A 17,664-nucleotide genomic window follows, 5' to 3' on the forward strand; every position below is an offset into this window, starting at 1 on the left:
GATGACGAAAATAAGTAAGAGCCAAAAACTGCGCCCTTCGGTGCTGGACCGGCTGATAGATGAGAGGCCGGACCTGAAAGTTGAACCGGAAAAAAATCGCCATCAGGTGCTCAATGAGCTCCGCGAATCCGTGCGCCGCGATCTTGAGGACCTCCTCAACACGCGCTATCGCCCTATCTCCGCATCTGACAATCTGCGTCAGCTGGACGAATCGCTGATCAATTACGGTCTGCCCGATCTGCACACTATCAACTTCCTTAGTGCGGAAGGTAAAAGTCAGTTCTGCCGTACAGTGGAACAACATATCGCCATGTTTGAGCCCCGCTTTAAGTCTGTCAGGGTCATAACCCTGGATGAGGACTGGGCGGAAGGCGCCACCTTGCATTTCCGCATCGAGGCGGTGTTGTTCGCCGAACCGGCTCCCGAGGAAATCTCCTTTGATTCCTCCCTGGAGCCGATTTCGGCTATCGTCAACGTTCAGGAGGCGCGTTAATGAGCGACGAATTATTACCCTATTACGAGAAGGAACTGGCCTACCTGCGCCAGTCCGGCGCGGAGTTCGCCCGCGTACATCCAAAGATCGCCGGTCGGTTGCGCATTTCCGGCGACGTGGTGGAAGACCCACACGTTTCGCGCCTGCTGGAAGGCGTCGCGTATTTGAACGCCCGTATTCAGTATCGTTTGGAGGATGATTTCTCCGAACTGTCCGACGCCCTGCTTGACCAGCTCTATCCACACTATTTGCGCCCGATACCCTCTATGGCGGTAGTGCAGTTCAGAGCGGCGAAAGATCTGGATGGCCCCTTACATGTCGCGCGCCATTCACGCCTGGAGAGCGACGTATTCCAGAATAAAGTGTGTCGATTCAGCACCGGTTACGACCTGGATCTGCTTCCGATCGAAGTCACTAAAGCAAGCCTCAAGGAGCGCCCTTTCATTGCTCCAGGATCACAAACCGTGCAAGGCGCCTCCGCGGTGATTCACGTTCGCCTGGAAGGTTTCGCGCCGGAAATCGATTTAGGGCAATTGCCGCTGGATAAACTCCGCTTTTTCCTGCGCGGCCAGTCGCAATACGCCTATTCGCTCTATGAGCTGCTGATGAATCACTGCGTGCAGATCGTGGCGTCCAAAGGCGCTGACGACGTCAACCCGATGTTCCTGTACAGCAGTTGTCTGCAGCCGGTCGGATTCGCCGAGGAAGAGGCGCTGATTCCAACGCCGCCGCAATCCTTCCCGGGTTATCGCCTGCTTACCGAATACATGGTGTTCCCGGAAAAATTCCTGTTCGTTGACCTGACCGGCCTTGGCGAACGCTTGAATGAGAAATTCGGCCCCAACCTGGATTTGTATTTCTATCTGAACAAATCCCATGCGGAGCTGGAACGCAATCTGGAAGCCAGCAATTTCGCCCTGGGTTGCACGCCGATCATCAATCTTTTCAAACATCGCGCCGAGCCCATTGATATCGAGCATGATCAGTACAGCTATCCGATTATTCCCGACGCGCGTTTCCCGGATAACTATGAAGTATATTCCATTGATCGCGTCCAAGGTTTAACCGGCGATGGCAAGAAAAAGGAATACAAGCCCTTTTATGGCTTAAGTCACTTTGATATCGGTCGAGAAACCCAGCTTTTCTGGCACGCCCAGCGCTATCCAAAAATTGGCGGCGAGCTTGGCAACGAGCCCGGCAGCGAGCTGGAAATATCTCTCGTGGACCTGAATTACGCGCCAGCGAATTTGTCTGACGAGACTCTGACCGTCGACGTGATGTGCTTCAATCGCAATACGCCGGAGAAACTGCCCTTTGGCGGCGGACAGCCTCGCTTCACCTGTCTGGACGTAGGCGTTTCCTTGCGCGGCATCGACTCTTTGACGCACCTGACGCCCACCGTACGGCCACCATTACGGGATGGCGCGCGCTGGCGTCTTGTGTCGCATCTGACATTAAACTATTTATCGCTCGATAGTCCGGAAGCCATTGACGTACTTAAAGAAATTTTGGCGCTATATGATTTTCAGGACAGCGCGGCCTCACGGGCGATCATCGCCGCCGTGGTCAACGTACAGACCCGGCCGATGACGGCGCCGATCACAATCGGCGGCAAAACCACCGTGTGCCGTGGGGTGGAAATCGAAGTCACCTTTGACGACAACCTGATGTCAGGCAACAGCACCTTCCTGTTCGCCTCGATATTGGAAAGGTTCTTCGCCATGTATTGTTCGATTAACGCGTTCACCCGATTAATTGCCCGAATCAAAGGGCGACAGGATATTCTCAAGAAATGGCCACCGAGAATCGGCTCCCAGCCTCTCATCTAACCAAACGGCTGCAGCAGGACCCCTGGCGGTTCGATTTTTTCCAGCTGGTGCGTCTGCTGGAGCATTTCGATCCACAGGATGCGCGACCTCGCACTCCTCTGGGGGGATTTTATCCGCCCAGGAACGAGCCCGTGCGCTTCGTCGTGAACCCCAGCATGGGCTTCGAAGGCGGCGCTGTAGACAAGATCACCCGCGGCGGCGATAAGTCGCTGGCGTCTCGCGATCAGTGGGCGATGTCTGTGAATTTCTGGGGACTGGTCGGCTCGCGCGGCGTACTGCCGTTCCACTATCGCGACCTGATTCTGCAGCGTCTGCGGCAGAAAGATAAGTCGATGAAGCACTTCTTCGACTTATTGGACCACCGCACCCTGTCGCTGTTTTATCGCTCCTGGAAAAAGTACCGCATTCCGCTGACTTTTGAGGCCAACCACCAGCTTGACCCCAAATACAACCGCGACCGGCATGCGGAGATGATCAAAGGACTGATGGGCCTGGCCAGCATGCGCAGCGCCAAGTTCTATCAATCGTCCGGCGATATCTTCAACGTCGCCGGACTGATGAGTCGCGGCGTGTGTTCCGCTGAGGCGCTGTCGCAAGCCATCCGACAGCATTTTGGTCTCAAGGTGAGCATCCTGCACTTCCGCGGACAATGGCGACGCATGCCGGACGACGTGCAAACCCGCCTGGGCGGCAGCCGCTTCCCCGGCGTGAATCACTGTCTGGGACAGCAGGCTATTCTGGGCGAGAAAACTTGGTCGGTGCAGAACCGTTTCACCGTCCACTTCGACGACATCGACTACCCACGTTTCCTGTCCATCGTTTCCGGCACGGAAATCCTGGGAGCCATGTACAAGCTGATTCGAACTATGGCGGGGGTTGCTCTAGACTTTGACTTATCGCTTAAAGTCCGGCAGGACCGACTGCCAAACAGCCAGCTTGCGCACCCGACGGCGCCGCCGTTGCTGGGCTGGAACTCAAAACTGTTTTCAACACGACAACAAGATCGGTTCATTACCGTGTCTGTATCCCGGCACGCAATGCAGCGAACTATAGAAAGACTACAAAAGAAAAGGGAAACCTTATGATTGAGTTAAACTTACGCCAACTCATTGAACCCACCACTTCCGTCGTACGCAAATCGCTGGAAGATGGCTTGCGTCTGGCCCAACAGGAACGTCACAGCTCACTGGAAATCGAACATGTGCTGCTGAAGGTGCTGGAGCAAAGCGACAGCGATCTGGACCGAGTGCTTGAACAGCTGGGCGTCGACATCGGCAAAATCAGCAGAGAACTGAGCCAGACCGTAGGCAAATTCCACCGCGACAACCCCCGGGATATGGTGCCCTTTTCACCATTGGTGGTGGATGCGCTAAAAGCCGGCTGGCTGTTGGCGTCAGTAGAGATGGGCGTAAACTTCATCAGCTCCGCGCATCTGTTCGCGGCGATCATGTCGCACAACACTATGCGCAACCAGCTGCTGAGCTCAGTCAAAACCCTGCAGGAAATCTCCCTGGAGAAAGTATTGCCGGCGGTGAAAGCCGTCACCGGACAATCTTCCGAGAGCCGCGCCTACCTGAAAGCCGCTGCGGGCGGCGGCGCTCCAGCGGCGCCGACAGCGCAAGGCGGCGCGTTGCAGAAATATACTGTCAACCTAACCGAAAGAGCGCTGAACAACGAAATCGATCCTGTATTGGGTCGCGACCCGGAAATTCGTCAGTGTATCGACATTCTGACCCGTCGCCGCCAGAACAACCCCATCCTGACCGGTGAAGCCGGCGTTGGTAAAACTGCCGTCGTTGAAGGTCTGGCGCTGCGCATCGCGCAAAAAGACGTACCGGAGCCTCTGCAAGGCGTACACATCCATGTTCTGGATCTGGGCTTGTTGCAAGCCGGCGCCAGCATGAAAGGCGAATTCGAGCAGCGTCTGAAATCCGTTATTGAAGAAGTCAAAGCGTCTCCTGTGCCGATCATCATGTTTATCGATGAAGCGCACACCATGATCGGCGCGGGCGGTAAAGAAGGCCAAGGCGACGCCGCCAACCTGCTCAAGCCTGCGCTGGCGCGCGGTGAACTGCGCACCATCGCCGCCACCACCTGGGCGGAATACAAGAAATACTTCGAACGCGACCCTGCGCTGACCCGCCGCTTCCAGGTGGTGAAAGTGGAAGAGCCGTCAGAAGCCGTTGCGATCGACATGCTGCGCGGCATCTCAAAAATCCTGGCGATACACCACAATGTGCGCATCTCTGATGACGCCATTGTCCAGGCGGTGAAACTGTCCGCACGTTACATTCCAGGCCGTCAGTTGCCGGACAAAGGCGTGAGTCTGCTCGACACCGCCTGCGCCCGCGTATCCTTGAGCCAAAGCGCTACGCCGTCTTTGATTGAGGACACCCGTCGCCGTATTCAACAGATCGACACCAACCTCGACCTGATTTCCCAGGAGAATATCTCTTCCGGTGAATATCACGAGACATTGGATCTGCTCACTGAAGAAAAAGCCGCTTTGGAAGCTTCTCTCGCCGCGCAAACCGAGCAGTGGGAGAATGAAAAAGACCTGATCGCCAAAATCCTGGATGTGCGCACCAAGCTGGAACAAGACTTCCAGGCCAAGAAAGGCGCTGAAGACGCCGGCGACCGCCTGAGCGACGAAGAAGTCGCGGAACTGCAGGTCGAGTTCAAGAACCTGTTCTCCGCCCTCGCGTCTGCGCAGGGAGATCAGCCGTTAATGATGCCTCATGTGGATGGCCAGGCCGTGGCGGAAGTTGTCGCCAACTGGACCGGCATCCCGGTCGGCAAAATGGTGAGCGACGAGATCAACGGCATCCTGAATCTGCATGATCAGTTGGAAAAACGCGTTATTGGTCAGTCCCACGCTCTGGAAGCCGTCGCCCAGGCGATCCGTACTTCCCGCGCAGGCCTGACGGACCCACGCAAGCCCATCGGCGTCTTCCTGATGGTCGGTCCCTCCGGCGTAGGTAAGACCGAAACCGCTCTGGCGCTGGCGGACACGCTGTTCGGAGGCGAGCAGAATCTGACCGTCATCAACATGTCCGAGTTTAAAGAAGAGCACAAAGTTTCCATGCTGTTGGGTTCTCCTCCCGGATATGTAGGTTATGGCGAAGGCGGCGTGTTGACGGAAGCCGCTCGTCGGAAGCCCTATTCAGTCATTTTGCTGGACGAAATGGAGAAAGCTCACCAGGGCGTGCAGGACGTGTTCTACAACCTGTTCGACAAGGGCACCATCAAAGATGGCGAAGGCCGCGACATCGACTTCAAGAACACCGTCATCATCATGACGTCCAACGCCGGCGAAGAAGCGATTCGCGCTATCTGCTCGCAGTCTGAAGAGAAGCCGGAGCCGGATGTCATGCTCGACAGCATGCGTCATGAGCTGCTGAAGTACTTCAAACCCGCGTTTTTGGGCCGCGCCAACGTTATTACGTATTATCCGTTAGACGACGAGAACCTGTTCAAAATCTGTCGTATCAACATGGATCGTATTGCGCGGAGAGTACGCAATCACTACGGCGCCGCATTCACCTACGACGAAGACGTATTGCTCAACATCGTCGCCCGTTCGCAGGAAGTGGATACCGGCGCGCGTAATATCGAACATATACTGAACCGCACCGTGCTGCCTGAACTGTCCACAGAATGTCTGAGCAGACTGGCGAACGGGGAGCATATCGAGCATATCCACATCAGCGCCACGGAAGAAGGTAACTTCGGTTATCTGTTCAATGCCGACGCCGCGGCTGCAGCGTCTGCGGAACCGCAGGCGGTGGTGGATACTGATGTCGACGCAGACGTGGATGCCGATGCGGACGCAGCCGAATAATTAACAGGAGTGCAACTGGACGCGCATGGCGAGAAAAACACGATTTAATCTTACCGGCCATCCACAACTTATCATGCAGCGGGGGCACAATCGCCTCCCCTGCTTTTTTGATAAAGAGGATTATCTGTACTTCCTTGAATGCGTGGGCAAGGCGTCTGAACAATATCAGTGCTACGTGCATGCGTACGTGTTGCTGAAAAATGAGTTCAACTTGCTGGTCACGCCGCACATCGAAAACGGCATCCCTCAGATGATGCAGTCTTTGGGACGCCGTTACGTGCAGTATGTGAATCACCGCTACCACCGTAGCGGCACGCTGTGGGAAGGCCGTTATAAATCCAGTCTGATTGATTCCTCCGGCTATATGCTGACGTGCTATCGCTATATCGACTCCCTGGCCGTGTTTCGCGGCCTGGCGCCGAATGAATCGGAATACCCCTGGTCAAGCTATCATGCGCACGCCAGGGGCGAAGACGAACTCGGCCTGATTCGTAACCATCCCATGTATACCGATCTCGGGGATGATGCGGAAGAACGTCAGCAATCGTTCCTGGATCTCATGCAGTACGAAATGGAACCCTGGATACGCCGGCATATCGAACAGACATTACTCAATGAACTGGTATTAGGCGGAGACCGCTTCATCAATCAGATTGAAGATCTGGTGGACCGACCCGTCCGGCCGATGAAACGAGGCCGCCCCCCGAAAGACGCAGCGAAATCCTGATCGGATTCGCTCAGTCCCAATGTACATGGAGGCGCAATGAAACCAAGAATCAGCATGATCACACTGGGCGTTGAGGATTTACAGCGCTCCGTGGACTTCTACGAGAAAGGCCTGGGTCTGCCCAAGATGCCAACGGAAAGCGCCAATGTGGCGTTTTTCACCCTCAACGGGACCTGGCTGGGCCTCTACCCTCGTCACTTGCTGGCGGAAGATGCGACAGTGCCTGACAACGGCTCAGGCTTCAAAGGCGTCACCCTCGCCCATAATCTGGCGTCCAAGGAAGAAGTAGACGCACAGATCCAACAGGCCGTCGAGGTCGGAGCCAAACTGGTCAAACCCGCTGAAGACACCTTCTGGGGCGGCTACTCCGGCTATTTCGCCGATCCTGACGGCCACCTGTGGGAAATCGCCTGGAATCCTCACGCCTGGGTTGGGCCTGAGGACAAGTAAAATTAATAGTTATATAGCCATGTCGTAACGCGACATGGCTTAAACATAAGAGGCAAGACACTGATCTGAAATAGCGGCAGAAACCCAAGCGCTCAATACCTCTCAGCTTTTCAAAGAAACAAAAAGAGCCTATCGGCCTAACTCAAATCATCAATAATTCTTTCAAGCGTCTCTTCGTTTATACGTTGCTTCCTGGTGCGCCAATGGTCTCTAAGTTCGTCAGCCGTAATCTCGTACTCATCGCCCAACACCACTCTCAAAGCCCAGGCCAACAGGTGGTTCGGCGTATCCCAACCGTCATACAATGTATAAACATGGTGATCGCATAAATGGACCCAAGATCCTGTGTCGATAGACATAACAAACCAATCTCCAATGGGGTCGCTACCTAGAGAGTAAAAACTTGCGCCGTCTTTGAAGTCATCCAATTGTCCAGCGAAATCAAAACCCAGACCGTACTGCCTCAAAGGCCAGAGATAGGGAAAACGTCCTTCGGCGACAAGCCTGATATAAGCTTCCAACCACCCATGCCAGTTTGCATCTACGCTTCCCCTGTAATGTTGTATTGCATTACTGCTTGCTTTGGGGGAGGAAGCATATTGAATCTGTCTTATGTATTGGCTTTCCCTTAAAAAATGCTCGGGGAAATAGTCCTCGCCTATCGGTGAAGTGATGACGTCAATAATTTCAAAGTTACTCATTTGCTCTCCAATCCCGATCTACGGGCTTTTGATACAGCAGGCAATTCACCAAGCAAGCTCGGTATGCGTCTGGTTTCTTCCGTCAGGAAATCCAGTAACAGCTGGGTGCGTCTAAGCAGGATATTGCGGTCGTTCCAAACCACATGCACTTCCCTGTTGGCTCCCTCCCAATCACTCAGTATCTGCCGTAGGTCGCCGCGTTGCAGGTCCTCCCAGACCAGGGAAACGGGACATAACATCCACCCTCCGCAAGTTTTCAGGATATCGATCGCCAGGGACAGGTCGTTGATGTGAGCGCGAGGACGCCAGTCAATATTCACCATCTCGCCTGTATGGCGGTGACGCAGACGGCGAATGCTCTCGGAGATTGAAGCCACCCAGGGCCAGCGTCCCAGTTCTGAAGGGGTTAACTCTGCGCCTTGCGCCTCGATTTCCGCGGCGGCGTCAGGCGTCGCCACCAGTACCGTGCGGATCGACCCAAGGAGTCTTTGCCGTAATGCGGAATTGGCGAGCGGTCCGACGCGCACCGCCAGCTCCGCTTGCGAACCAGTGAAATCTTCCACCCTGTTATTTAGCTGCAAAGTCAGCTGAATATTGGGATAACGGGACATAAAGTCCCCCCACAAAGGGCGTAGCGGCCCATTGGCCAAGTTCACCGGGGCCAACACACGGACCTCGCCCTCTTCCGCCGAAATATCCTTTTTTATCAACGCCATTTGTTTATCGAGGCTGGACAGATGCAGGTACGACTCATCAAATACCTTTCGCCCCGCTGCAGTCAGTTGCAATCGTCGTGCGGAGCGATGCAATAACTGACATCCCAGTTCGGCCTCCAGCTTCTGCACCCGCCGCGTTAACGTCGGCGCGGGAACTCCGGCAGCCGCAGCCGCTTTAGAAAAACTACCAAGCTCCGCCACTTTTATGAATAACGCCAAGTCATCAAGCATGATTTCAAATTTGGAATTTAAGATTTAATTTATACGCGTATATTCTATTTATGAATGGCACTAGCATGTCGGCCTTAGTTAATAACGTCAACCCTTCACAAGGATTAAGAGGTCAAACATGCCCCACCATCTAACCGCCCACATACGCGCCACAGAAGGAAGCGACCCGGATTTAATCCGCCGGGAACTGGCGCAACTGGAGGCGGACACGCAGAAAGAATTAGGTTGTCTGACCTTCCAGATTTTCCAGGACGCCGCCGACCCCACTCACTTTATCCTTTGGGAGTCATGGATAAGCCCAAAGGCGCTGGACCAGCACTTCACCTATGAACACACCCGGCGCTATATGGCTCTCAATCTGACGCAAGTCGAGAAAATAGTCGTGCATTCGCCAGTCAATCAAAACGCAGGTTGACCCGCAAACCTTGAGTTCCGTTCGTAATCAGTAGGAGAAATTTATGTCAGTAAAATTTCGTTTTTTCTACAGCCTGACCATGTCTTTAGCTCTCAGTTTTCTGATGAGCGCATGGGTGACTTTTCTCAACCTGGGTTTACAGGGAGATTTCACCGCACACTGGATGCGCGCCTTTCTGTTGGCGTGGCCGACCGCTTTCACCATCGCCTTCGCACTGGGGCCGACGGTTAATAAAGTCACCGAGAAGTTGATGGCGGCGAGCGCCACATTAAGCCGCAGGTCGGACTCTTAACTTCTAAAAAATGCAAACAGTGGGAGTCGATACATGGAAAACAAGCAACCAATCCGGCGTCAAAATTATTCAGCGCTGGGGCAGCCCGTTGGGCCTTACTGTCACGCCACCGCATTCAACGGCCTGCTGTTCATCAGTGGGCTGACAGCGTATGACGACAGTGGCGTCAGCAAACCGATGGATCAGCAGATCGACGCTATTTTCGCTCAAATCAGGCGCATCACTGAGGCAGAGGGCGTTGGTTTGGACAGAGTTCTAAAGGTCACGGCCTACATCAAGTCCACCGAACATCTCGCGCTGGTGAGGGAGGGCCTCAACAGACATTATCAGGGCGCCTACCCCGCCAGTACGCTGGTGGAAGTCAGCGGCTTTTTCTCTCCCGAGGTGGATATTGAGATCGAAGCAGTGGCGGCGCTTTAACAACGCCGCCACCTTCAAGCCATCAGCGTCGCTCAGGGTTTATCCTATTGTGCGGCTTTCCTGTCGATTGCGTCGTAACTATCCACCAACTTCAATTCCTCTGAGGTAAACAGGCTGTTGCGCAACTGTGTAAGTCCGGCGACGGTTTCCGCATCGGTACGCGCAGCCGCCTGGATATCCTGCTTGCGGCGTTGATAATCATCCAGGCGGGCGCGCCACTCATCTTGCCTCTGATAATAAGCAATGATCTTTTCCGCCTTTTCATCGCTAAACTGCCCTCGCAGAGCCTGTCGCACACTGTCCGCGTCATATCCTTCCCGGTACATGCGTCGCGCCTCCCGCGTCAGACTCTCCCGCTGCGTGGCCTGAAGATGGGCGTCGCGCATCTGCGCCGGCAGTTTTTGTTGCAAGGCCTCCACTTGGCTGACCTTCTCACTGTCGCTCAACTGCGCATCCGCCTTCACTTGCATAACCGCCAGCGCATAACCGGAATAGGCTTCATCCAGGCCAAAAAAGGCGTCGACCACATCGGGGGCGAATATTTGCCGACGCAGTGACTTCAGCTGCTCGAAGGTGTTCGCCATTACCGATGCATAGTATTCATAGTTCTGGCTCTCCGCCGGCGCCAACGGAGCCGCCATCAATTCGCCTATACGCTCCTGATAGGAGATGTAGTCGTTCAGCAAGCCCATCGCCTGTTCTGCAGCCGGCCCCGGCAACCGCTCATAAATACGTCGCCGAATCTCCGCGACCACTTCTTCCGACGTACGCTCGCCGACGGCGAGGAAGAAGTAATCAAAAAAATCCTTCACCTGTATGTCCATGATCAAAAGACCATTCTCATCCACTCGCAGATCACCGTCGATATCTGTCCCAGCGAGGGCGCGGGCGAAGTTGGCGCCATTCCATGCCGGCGTCGTCGTTGGCGCATCGGATTGAGAAAGCCTGGGGGGCTGCGGCTCATTAACTGCGCCAGCTCCCATTGATTGAGAGCCCTCGGGATTGGCTTCCGCCGCGACGGGAGATTCAGTGACGTCAGGTTGTAGAAGCAATAACACCGCGGCAGCCAGCGCTGCAACGCACAAGGCGAGGGAGAGATTTTTCATGGCGAGGTTCCTTTTTATTTTTATAACGTCCTGATTTTTATAACATACTGTTACGATTAACTCGGGGGGACAAATCGCAGCGCGCGCTCACCGCATGTCATAGTGAGGGCGCACTGCTCAAACTACTGGTTAGAGTCCGATATTTTTCAGGCGGTTGGCCTGTACGCGGTACAGCGACACCGGGTTATGCCAGATGGAGCCCACGCCCATCACGTGATTAATCACGTCGATATGGTTGGCGTCGTAGTCACCCAGGTATTCGCCCAATTTTTGCGAACAGACGGAGACCATACCGTCGTTGGGCTGCCCGCCGAACGCCAATGAGGTGGTGAAGAGAAACGGGTCCAGCAGATCCAGAATGTTGGTCATCACGCTTCTTCCCGCCCAGGAATACAGACGGATCTCATTGCCGCGATAAGTCACAACGGTATCGCGATCCTCCACACACTCTCCAGACGCAGTCCCATAAGGGTGACGACTGTTGAGATCCGCAGTGCCGACTGAGGTCAGTGAATCCAGCGCCGCAATGGAGTCTTGCTGATGCTCGTCCCCCGCAATCCAGGCGATCAGAGCGCCGAAGGCGTTCGCCACCGCAGCGACGCCGCCTTCAATGGAACTGTCCGCAGGAATGACGCCGCGAATCATATCCGCCACCCGGGAGCCATTGTTGACGCCATCCACGGAAGTCAGCGAGGCGATATGCCCTTGCCCTTCCCCATTGGCGTGCGCGTCAAACGTGATGGCGGCGCGTGTGGTGGGCGAACCCTGACTGTGGGCGAAAACGTTGTACTTCACCGCATCGCCATAGACGCCGCTATTGATATCGTCCGCCAAAGACAAACCGCGCTGTTCGCTATCGTTGAACGGCGATACGCTGGCGATCACCACATCAGCGCCGCTACGACACAGATTCATAGGCACGGTGTGAAAGTATCCCAACAATCCGCCGACGGTATCGAAACCGGTAATGCCATGCACCATCAGAAAGGGATGTTGAGTATCGGTATAACCATCTGAAGAACCCGCCCAGGCGCTGCATCCATCAGCGTGTGAGAGGGAGGAGAGTGAAGCTGCCACGACCAAACATACAGCGTGCGTTATTTTTTCCATTACGCTACCTTCTGCTTTCGTTAATGTTTATTTTTGTACTTCTCAACAGCGTTTTCAGGTTAATAAAGCGACAAACGAAAAAGAATCACCTGTATGGGTGACTCTTCCTGACAACACACGAAAAAGAAATTTTCCCGGTCTCGGGATCAGGGAAAAGCATCCCGGCAGGATGCTTTGACAGGACGAGGAAGCCGGAAAGACTATTGCGCCGCCGGCTGCGGCGGATAGCGCTCGAAGATGGCGCGCACCTCTTCTTCCAGGTTTTTGATCTTTTCTTCAGGGGTCTGGTCGTAACTCATACGCCTGGATGAAGAGCCCTGCCATACGACGCGATTCGTACTGGGCTCGATCATTTCCACTGTGAGCACGCCCATTTGGTAGTCATGCTCCACCACATCGCGATCATGCGAAAAGAAAGGCCGCCAGAACCCAAACCCAGGCTCCTGACGGAATTCCCGCCGGTCATCAATGCGATACAGGACACGCACCAGCACGTCCGCCGACTCAGCAGGAGACAGGCCTTCACCTTGCAGCGCCTGCTCGACAGTCTGACGCATGCGCTGTTCGCGCAGTCCCACCACTCCCTGAGCGTCGCGATTCTGCGTCGCCCAGCGGTAGGTATGGATGCTGGAGAAGTCGAACTCTTCGGCGTAATCGCCACGCACTTGATAACCGGCGCAGCCGCCCAACAGCAGTAGCGCGCACAGCGTCGCCACACGACTTAGCCAATTCAGTTGTCCGCACAGGTTCATTGAGGTCTCCTCACCTACATTCCACAACCAGCGTCAGCCTGACGCCTAATCTATCACTCATGCCATCAGGCGTCTTTCGGTGGAAAATTCTGTAGCATTTCTCCCACCAGCTTGCGGATTTCCGCTTCCTTAGCCGCCGGGGTATCGTTCTCGCTCAAAGGACGAGCGGCCTCCGCGCTCCAGATAACATTGGCGTTCTGCGGATCGATCATCTCCAGCACCAATTTGCCTCGCATCACCTCTTCCGCCGGCGGCCGGGTTCCCAGACTGATGCCAACGCCGGTGCGGCCGCTCGCGATGCCATAGCCAAAACCATAACTGATTCCATCGCGGCGAATTTCCTTTTCCTCTTTGATCCGCCAGGTGCTCCAGACATCCGCTTTGGCCTTGTCGACCATTTGAAAGCCTTTGTTCTGCATAAACAGGCGTATGGCGTTTTCAACCCGGGCGTCGCTCAGCGTGGTCGCGCCGCCGTTAACGCTGGGCGGCGTCAGGGCATAGGTTTTTAGAGAGGAAAAGTCTCTGCCGGGCTGATAGTCATATCGCGCCGCTTTCGTGGCGCAGCCGGACAGGTTGGTGGTTAAGGTCAACGTAACCAAAATGGCGGATATCCCGCCAAGCATTCGCTTGTGAAACATAAAGCGCTCCCATGACGCGCCCGTTAGAGGAACGCAACCAGCGCTGCCTCCAGCGGAATTTGCAACTTACTCCTACAATATTGCCCGGTCTGGGCATTTTCCATGAACAATTGGTAATAGACTCTCATTGAGCGCCAATTCAAAGCGATGTGCGCTCAATGATCCGTTTAGTCGATGGCGAGGTTTTCCTGCAAGTACTGCAACAGCACGCGATAACTAAAGGGTTTGGTGATGAAGTAATCGAATCCCGCCTGTTCGATAGTCTCCAGATCGTTTTTCATGGCGTGGGCGGACATGCCAATGATCAACATGGCCCGCCTATCTGCTTGATTCCGCTGTTGCGATTCCGCTTCTCTGATGCGGCCGGCGGCGACGATACCGCTGACGCCTGGGAGTTTGATGTCCATGAGGATCGCCCGAGGCGACAACTCGGACGCCAGCCCCACGCCCTCTTCGCCGTTATCCGTGGCCTGACAGCGGTAGCCTGCATTTTCGAGGACATCCAGCAGCAAACGTCTGGAGGCCGGGTCATCTTCAACTATCAGCACATCTGTCGTTTGGGCCATCGCCATCTCCACAACCGTTTCCGCCCATCCAGCGCGCACCCTTTGCCCGATCTTCGCTGAAACGTCTTTTCATTCCGTTATTCCGCCGCCAAAAAGCGCTCGATCTTTTCCAGCAGGCGGGGGAAATTCACCGGCTTGGTTTCGTAATCATCGCATCCCGCCGCCAGTGCTTTATCGCGATCTTCCGCCAGGGCGTGAGCGGTCAGCGCGATGATCGGCGCGTCGCACCCTCCGCCTTCCTTTATCCTTCGAGTCGCCTCATAGCCATCGATCACGGGCAAGCTCAGATCCATGAGGATCAGCGCAGGGCGGCATTCCTGCGCCATGGTCACCGCCTCGCCGCCGTCGCAGGCGAGCGCGATGTCGTATCCTTTCCGACGCAGTCGACGCGTGAGCATGTCCGCATTCATATCGTTATCTTCGACAATCAGCAGCAACGTCATGACTTTCTCCCTAACTTACCGGCATCCTTTCCTCCAGCACTTCCTTGATGCGGCTCAGCAGCGCACTCTTGTCATACATGCCTTTGCGCAGCACCGCCTGGGTGTGCTGTCGCAACAGGCTGCGCTCGGCCTGGGTTAAATCTCTGGCGGAGATCACAATGACAGGCGTATCCGCGGTTTTCTCATTGCGGCGGATCTGTTCAAGAAATTCGAAACCGTTCATTTCCGGCATGATCAAATCCAGCAAAATCATAGAAACGTCCGGGTTCTGACTCAGCTTTTCCAAGCCTTCCCGGCCGTCCTCCGCCATGATCAGATTCCACCCGGTTCCATGCATGTACGCGCGCACCAGCTCCAGACTGTGTACGTCGTCATCCACATACAGCACTTTCATGCCAGTATCTTTTTTCTGAAAGCGCTGCAGGATGGACAACAGGCGCGCGCCGTTGATCGGTTTCACCAGAAAATCAGACGCGCCCAGGGCGTATCCCTTCTGCGCGTTGGACTCGATGGTGTGCATGACCACAGGAATATGCGCCGTCGCTGTATCGGATTTCAGCATCTGTAACACCTGCCAGCCATCCTGTCCTGGCATGAATATGTCCAGCACAATGACGTCAAACTCTTCCTGTTTCGCCAAAGTCAGGCCCTCAGCGCCAGAGTGCGCCGAGCTGACCAGGAAGCCATGCTTGTTCAGTTGATGTTTCAGGATGTCATGCACTGTGGGGTCATCGTCGATCAGCAACAGCCTGGCTCCAGTCATCGCATTAGACGCAGGCGTCGCCGTGTCTGACGCAGCCAACGGCGGCTTGGACGCCACCGTCTCCCCGCCCTCGGTGCGCTCTTCCGGACCGTGGATTTCAGCCGTGGTGGGCAGACGTATGCAGAACTCCGAGCCTTCGCCTTCTTTACTGGTAACGCTGATTTCCCCCCCCAGCATCGTGGCGTAGGAGCGACTGATCGCCAGTCCCAGGCCGGTGCCGCCGTAGCGGCGCGTAGTGGAAGGGTCCGCCTGACTGAAAGGACGAAACAGCTCTTTGATCGCGCTGGCGCTGATACCGATTCCCGTATCGCGCACCCTGCACAACATCCAGTCCTCCCCTTCAGCAGACTCCCGTTCGCATATCAGCTCCACAACGCCGTCCTGGGTGAACTTGACTGCATTGCTCAACAGGTTAAACAGGATCTGCCGGACTTTGACCAGATCGCTATGCACCACGCCGACTTCGCCAGCGCCGCGCACAACCAGCTTATTGCGTCGTTCATCCGCCAATAGCCGCAATGCGCCGGCCACTTCATCCACCAAATCCTCCATGCTGAACGCCTCAATGCTGATCTGCATCTTGCCGGCTTCAATCTTGGAGATATCCAGGATGTCGTTGATCAGACTGAGCAGGTGTTTACCAGCGGAGCGCACCTTGCCGATATCATCGAGAATTTCCTCTCTCTCATAATCGTCCTCCGCCACGACTTCCTGCAGCATTTCGCTGTAACCGATGATCGCGTTGAGCGGCGTGCGCAGTTCATGACTCATATTGGCGAGGAAACGGCTTTTCGCCTTGTTGGCTTCCTCCGCCCGATTGCGCGTGGCGATCAGGTCTTTCTCCACCACTTTGCGCTCCTGAATCTCCCACTCCAGCTCCCGGTTCAGCGAGACGATGGTTTCCTGCCGCGCCAACTCCGACAACATGACATTGAGACTGTCCACCAAATGTCCGATTTCATCCTCATTGCGCTTGCTGGCGCGGGCGTTGAAGTCCTTGTGCTTGGAAACCTGCATCGCCCACTCCGATAGCGACGCCAACGGCTGCGTTATATGAGACTTCAGCCAATAGGACACCAGCAACGTCAGAGCCAGCATGCCGCCGATCAGCACCAGAAATAAACTCAACAGCTTCTGTTTGAATCTGTCCCACTCTTGCAGATTCGATTTCAGCACCAGATATCCGACGGTTTCCTCATTCACCTTCACGGGCGTCGAGGTGACGTAAAATTCCTGTCGCAGCCAAACCCCATCCTTACCCGCCATCGCCGCCAGACCAACCGCAGCGCCGTGTTGCGGATATTCCGCGAAGGCCTTGGCGTCCCCATTTTGATATAACGCTGCCGCCTCCACAGAGGCATTTTCTTTCAGCGCCGACAACACCTTGCCGGCGGAGGTCGCATCATTGAAAGTCAGCGCCGCGCCGCTGTTCTCCGCCAGCACCTTGCTGAGCATTTGCAGATCCTGGCGCATCTTCTGATGAAAATAGAGATTCGCCATCACCGTCAGGGTGGTCGCGCAGATCACTAACAGCAGCAGCGCAAAACCGAGAACGCCTATCTGCATCTTGGCGCGAATGCTAACTCGCCGCCACCAGCTCCACTCCGTCGCTTGCGCATCTTGCATGTTATTCCACTCCCAATTGCACCAACTGCGCCGCCATTTTGAATTTGGTTTCCGTGACCAGAGACGCGTTGACTCTGAAGCGTATGCTGTCATCTTTCTGGTACAGCTCGATCAAACCGCCAAAGGAGATAAATGGGGAGTATTCGCTAATGGTCAGCACTTCGCGCACATCCACCAGCTTTAAAATCCGCTCCGTTTCCCTCTCTTCCGACGAAGACAGGAACAGCACGTTGCAGCCATATATCGGCAGGTCGGGTCGGTATCGTCCCAGGTTGCTGACGACGACTGTCCCTTGCGGCGCTTTGGCCCCGTTTATTTCATCCAGCGCGTCGCCGAAGCGGTTTACGCCAACGATGCAGACTTTGATCTGACCATCGTGAGCCAGGGACTCCTGAGGAAAGCTGACAAACTGCATAAAGTTATAAAGATAAGAAGCTTTGATCTGATACTCGACATCCACCGCCCCAACCAGGGCGGAAAGTGACAAGGTAATCGCCGCCGCCAAGCCGCTCGCCCATTTCCAGCTCATCTGTCGAGTCAGCATC

General features: G+C 55.2%; 19 protein-coding genes. 9 read left to right on the top strand and 10 right to left on the bottom strand.

The genetic code is table 11. From position 1 onward, the window contains the following. Position 1 precedes the first annotated feature (1 nt). The 6 genes from tssE to ONV78_RS09760 are packed head-to-tail and all read left to right on the top strand — an operon-like array spanning position 2 to position 7,340. Positions 2 to 493, top strand: coding sequence for a type VI secretion system baseplate subunit TssE (tssE, locus tag ONV78_RS09735; protein ID WP_011398024.1), 492 nt, complete (start codon positions 2 to 4; stop codon positions 491 to 493). Beyond that, complete coding sequence (gene tssF / locus ONV78_RS09740) at positions 493 to 2,322, top strand: type VI secretion system baseplate subunit TssF (RefSeq protein WP_279502924.1); 1,830 nt, start codon at positions 493 to 495, stop codon at positions 2,320 to 2,322. Before tssE ends, tssF begins: the two co-directional genes overlap by 1 nt. Continuing rightward, on the top strand, positions 2,286 to 3,407 hold the full coding sequence (gene tssG, locus ONV78_RS09745; protein WP_127971766.1) for a type VI secretion system baseplate subunit TssG: 1,122 nt from the start codon (positions 2,286 to 2,288) through the stop codon (positions 3,405 to 3,407). Before tssF ends, tssG begins: the two co-directional genes overlap by 37 nt. After that, the gene (gene tssH / locus ONV78_RS09750) at positions 3,404 to 6,163 is read left to right on the top strand and encodes a type VI secretion system ATPase TssH (protein ID WP_279502926.1); all 2,760 of its coding nucleotides are present in this window, start codon (positions 3,404 to 3,406) and stop codon (positions 6,161 to 6,163) included. The genes tssG and tssH overlap by 4 nt, the downstream gene beginning before the upstream one ends. A gap of 25 nt (positions 6,164 to 6,188) precedes the next feature. Further along, on the top strand, positions 6,189 to 6,890 hold the full coding sequence (locus tag ONV78_RS09755) for a transposase (RefSeq protein ID WP_011398028.1): 702 nt from the start codon (positions 6,189 to 6,191) through the stop codon (positions 6,888 to 6,890). Positions 6,891 to 6,926: 36 nt separating this feature from the next. Beyond that, positions 6,927 to 7,340, top strand: coding sequence for a VOC family protein (locus ONV78_RS09760; protein WP_279502929.1), 414 nt, complete (start codon positions 6,927 to 6,929; stop codon positions 7,338 to 7,340). A 137-nt stretch (positions 7,341 to 7,477) separates the two neighbouring features. On the opposite strand, the gene ONV78_RS09765 is transcribed toward ONV78_RS09760, so the two are convergent. Beyond that, on the bottom strand, positions 7,478 to 8,041 hold the full coding sequence (locus ONV78_RS09765) for a hypothetical protein (RefSeq protein WP_279502931.1): 564 nt from the start codon (positions 8,039 to 8,041) through the stop codon (positions 7,478 to 7,480). Next, positions 8,038 to 8,988 (bottom strand): LysR family transcriptional regulator, encoded by a 951-nt coding sequence (locus tag ONV78_RS09770; RefSeq protein WP_216739497.1) that lies wholly within the window; start codon positions 8,986 to 8,988, stop codon positions 8,038 to 8,040. The genes ONV78_RS09765 and ONV78_RS09770 overlap by 4 nt, the downstream gene beginning before the upstream one ends. A 118-nt stretch (positions 8,989 to 9,106) precedes the next feature. On the opposite strand from ONV78_RS09770, the gene ONV78_RS09775 reads away from it, so the two are divergent. Genes ONV78_RS09775 through ONV78_RS09785 form a run of 3 tightly spaced genes read left to right on the top strand, consistent with a single transcriptional unit; the run spans position 9,107 to position 10,115 of the window. Then, positions 9,107 to 9,403 (top strand): putative quinol monooxygenase, encoded by a 297-nt coding sequence (locus ONV78_RS09775; protein ID WP_279502932.1) that lies wholly within the window; start codon positions 9,107 to 9,109, stop codon positions 9,401 to 9,403. 43 nt (positions 9,404 to 9,446) lie between these two features. Then, the gene (locus ONV78_RS09780; RefSeq protein WP_279502934.1) at positions 9,447 to 9,695 is read left to right on the top strand and encodes a DUF2798 domain-containing protein; all 249 of its coding nucleotides are present in this window, start codon (positions 9,447 to 9,449) and stop codon (positions 9,693 to 9,695) included. Between the two features lie 33 nt (positions 9,696 to 9,728). Continuing rightward, positions 9,729 to 10,115 carry a RidA family protein gene (locus ONV78_RS09785; protein ID WP_279502936.1) on the top strand — a complete coding sequence of 129 codons (387 nt, stop codon included), beginning with the start codon at positions 9,729 to 9,731 and terminating at the stop codon, positions 10,113 to 10,115. A 44-nt stretch (positions 10,116 to 10,159) separates the two neighbouring features. On the opposite strand, the gene ONV78_RS09790 is transcribed toward ONV78_RS09785, so the two are convergent. The 8 genes from ONV78_RS09790 to ONV78_RS09825 form a co-directional block, all read right to left on the bottom strand. Beyond that, on the bottom strand, positions 10,160 to 11,221 hold the full coding sequence (locus ONV78_RS09790) for a lipase chaperone family protein (RefSeq protein WP_279502937.1): 1,062 nt from the start codon (positions 11,219 to 11,221) through the stop codon (positions 10,160 to 10,162). A 129-nt stretch (positions 11,222 to 11,350) separates the two neighbouring features. Next, a complete protein-coding gene (locus ONV78_RS09795) occupies positions 11,351 to 12,331 on the bottom strand; it encodes a triacylglycerol lipase (protein WP_216739492.1) in 981 nt (326 codons plus the stop codon). 200 nt (positions 12,332 to 12,531) lie between these two features. Beyond that, positions 12,532 to 13,083, bottom strand: a complete 552-nt coding sequence (locus ONV78_RS09800) for a DUF4136 domain-containing protein (protein WP_279502938.1) — start codon at positions 13,081 to 13,083, stop codon at positions 12,532 to 12,534. Positions 13,084 to 13,148: 65 nt separating this feature from the next. Beyond that, on the bottom strand, positions 13,149 to 13,721 hold the full coding sequence (locus tag ONV78_RS09805) for a DUF4136 domain-containing protein (protein ID WP_216739490.1): 573 nt from the start codon (positions 13,719 to 13,721) through the stop codon (positions 13,149 to 13,151). Between the two features lie 167 nt (positions 13,722 to 13,888). After that, complete coding sequence (locus ONV78_RS09810; protein ID WP_279502939.1) at positions 13,889 to 14,287, bottom strand: response regulator; 399 nt, start codon at positions 14,285 to 14,287, stop codon at positions 13,889 to 13,891. Between the two features lie 77 nt (positions 14,288 to 14,364). Beyond that, the gene (locus tag ONV78_RS09815; RefSeq protein WP_279502940.1) at positions 14,365 to 14,730 is read right to left on the bottom strand and encodes a response regulator; all 366 of its coding nucleotides are present in this window, start codon (positions 14,728 to 14,730) and stop codon (positions 14,365 to 14,367) included. 10 nt (positions 14,731 to 14,740) lie between these two features. Further along, positions 14,741 to 17,119, bottom strand: a complete 2,379-nt coding sequence (locus tag ONV78_RS09820; protein WP_279502941.1) for a response regulator — start codon at positions 17,117 to 17,119, stop codon at positions 14,741 to 14,743. A gap of 1 nt (position 17,120) precedes the next feature. Further along, a complete protein-coding gene (locus ONV78_RS09825) occupies positions 17,121 to 17,663 on the bottom strand; it encodes a YfiR family protein (RefSeq protein ID WP_279502942.1) in 543 nt (180 codons plus the stop codon). Position 17,664 lies beyond the last annotated feature (1 nt).

Source organism: Hahella sp. CR1 (assembly GCF_029813005.1).
In the GTDB taxonomy this organism is placed as follows: domain Bacteria; phylum Pseudomonadota; class Gammaproteobacteria; order Pseudomonadales; family Oleiphilaceae; genus Hahella.

Excerpts from the sequence above, each read along its gene's own strand:
- tssE (WP_011398024.1), top strand. The coding sequence starts at position 2 with ATGACGAAAATAAGTAAGAGCCAAAAACTGCGCCCTTCGGTGCTGGAC.
- tssF (WP_279502924.1), top strand. The coding sequence starts at position 493 with ATGAGCGACGAATTATTACCCTATTACGAGAAGGAACTGGCCTACCTG.
- tssG (WP_127971766.1), top strand. The coding sequence starts at position 2,286 with ATGGCCACCGAGAATCGGCTCCCAGCCTCTCATCTAACCAAACGGCTG.
- tssH (WP_279502926.1), top strand. The coding sequence starts at position 3,404 with ATGATTGAGTTAAACTTACGCCAACTCATTGAACCCACCACTTCCGTC.
- ONV78_RS09755 (WP_011398028.1), top strand. The coding sequence starts at position 6,189 with ATGGCGAGAAAAACACGATTTAATCTTACCGGCCATCCACAACTTATC.
- ONV78_RS09760 (WP_279502929.1), top strand. The coding sequence starts at position 6,927 with ATGAAACCAAGAATCAGCATGATCACACTGGGCGTTGAGGATTTACAG.
- ONV78_RS09765 (WP_279502931.1), bottom strand. The coding sequence starts at position 8,041 with ATGAGTAACTTTGAAATTATTGACGTCATCACTTCACCGATAGGCGAG.
- ONV78_RS09770 (WP_216739497.1), bottom strand. The coding sequence starts at position 8,988 with ATGCTTGATGACTTGGCGTTATTCATAAAAGTGGCGGAGCTTGGTAGT.
- ONV78_RS09775 (WP_279502932.1), top strand. The coding sequence starts at position 9,107 with ATGCCCCACCATCTAACCGCCCACATACGCGCCACAGAAGGAAGCGAC.
- ONV78_RS09780 (WP_279502934.1), top strand. The coding sequence starts at position 9,447 with ATGTCAGTAAAATTTCGTTTTTTCTACAGCCTGACCATGTCTTTAGCT.
- ONV78_RS09785 (WP_279502936.1), top strand. The coding sequence starts at position 9,729 with ATGGAAAACAAGCAACCAATCCGGCGTCAAAATTATTCAGCGCTGGGG.
- ONV78_RS09790 (WP_279502937.1), bottom strand. The coding sequence starts at position 11,221 with ATGAAAAATCTCTCCCTCGCCTTGTGCGTTGCAGCGCTGGCTGCCGCG.
- ONV78_RS09795 (WP_216739492.1), bottom strand. The coding sequence starts at position 12,331 with ATGGAAAAAATAACGCACGCTGTATGTTTGGTCGTGGCAGCTTCACTC.
- ONV78_RS09800 (WP_279502938.1), bottom strand. The coding sequence starts at position 13,083 with ATGAACCTGTGCGGACAACTGAATTGGCTAAGTCGTGTGGCGACGCTG.
- ONV78_RS09805 (WP_216739490.1), bottom strand. The coding sequence starts at position 13,721 with ATGTTTCACAAGCGAATGCTTGGCGGGATATCCGCCATTTTGGTTACG.
- ONV78_RS09810 (WP_279502939.1), bottom strand. The coding sequence starts at position 14,287 with ATGGCCCAAACGACAGATGTGCTGATAGTTGAAGATGACCCGGCCTCC.
- ONV78_RS09815 (WP_279502940.1), bottom strand. The coding sequence starts at position 14,730 with ATGACGTTGCTGCTGATTGTCGAAGATAACGATATGAATGCGGACATG.
- ONV78_RS09820 (WP_279502941.1), bottom strand. The coding sequence starts at position 17,119 with ATGCAAGATGCGCAAGCGACGGAGTGGAGCTGGTGGCGGCGAGTTAGC.
- ONV78_RS09825 (WP_279502942.1), bottom strand. The coding sequence starts at position 17,663 with ATGCTGACTCGACAGATGAGCTGGAAATGGGCGAGCGGCTTGGCGGCG.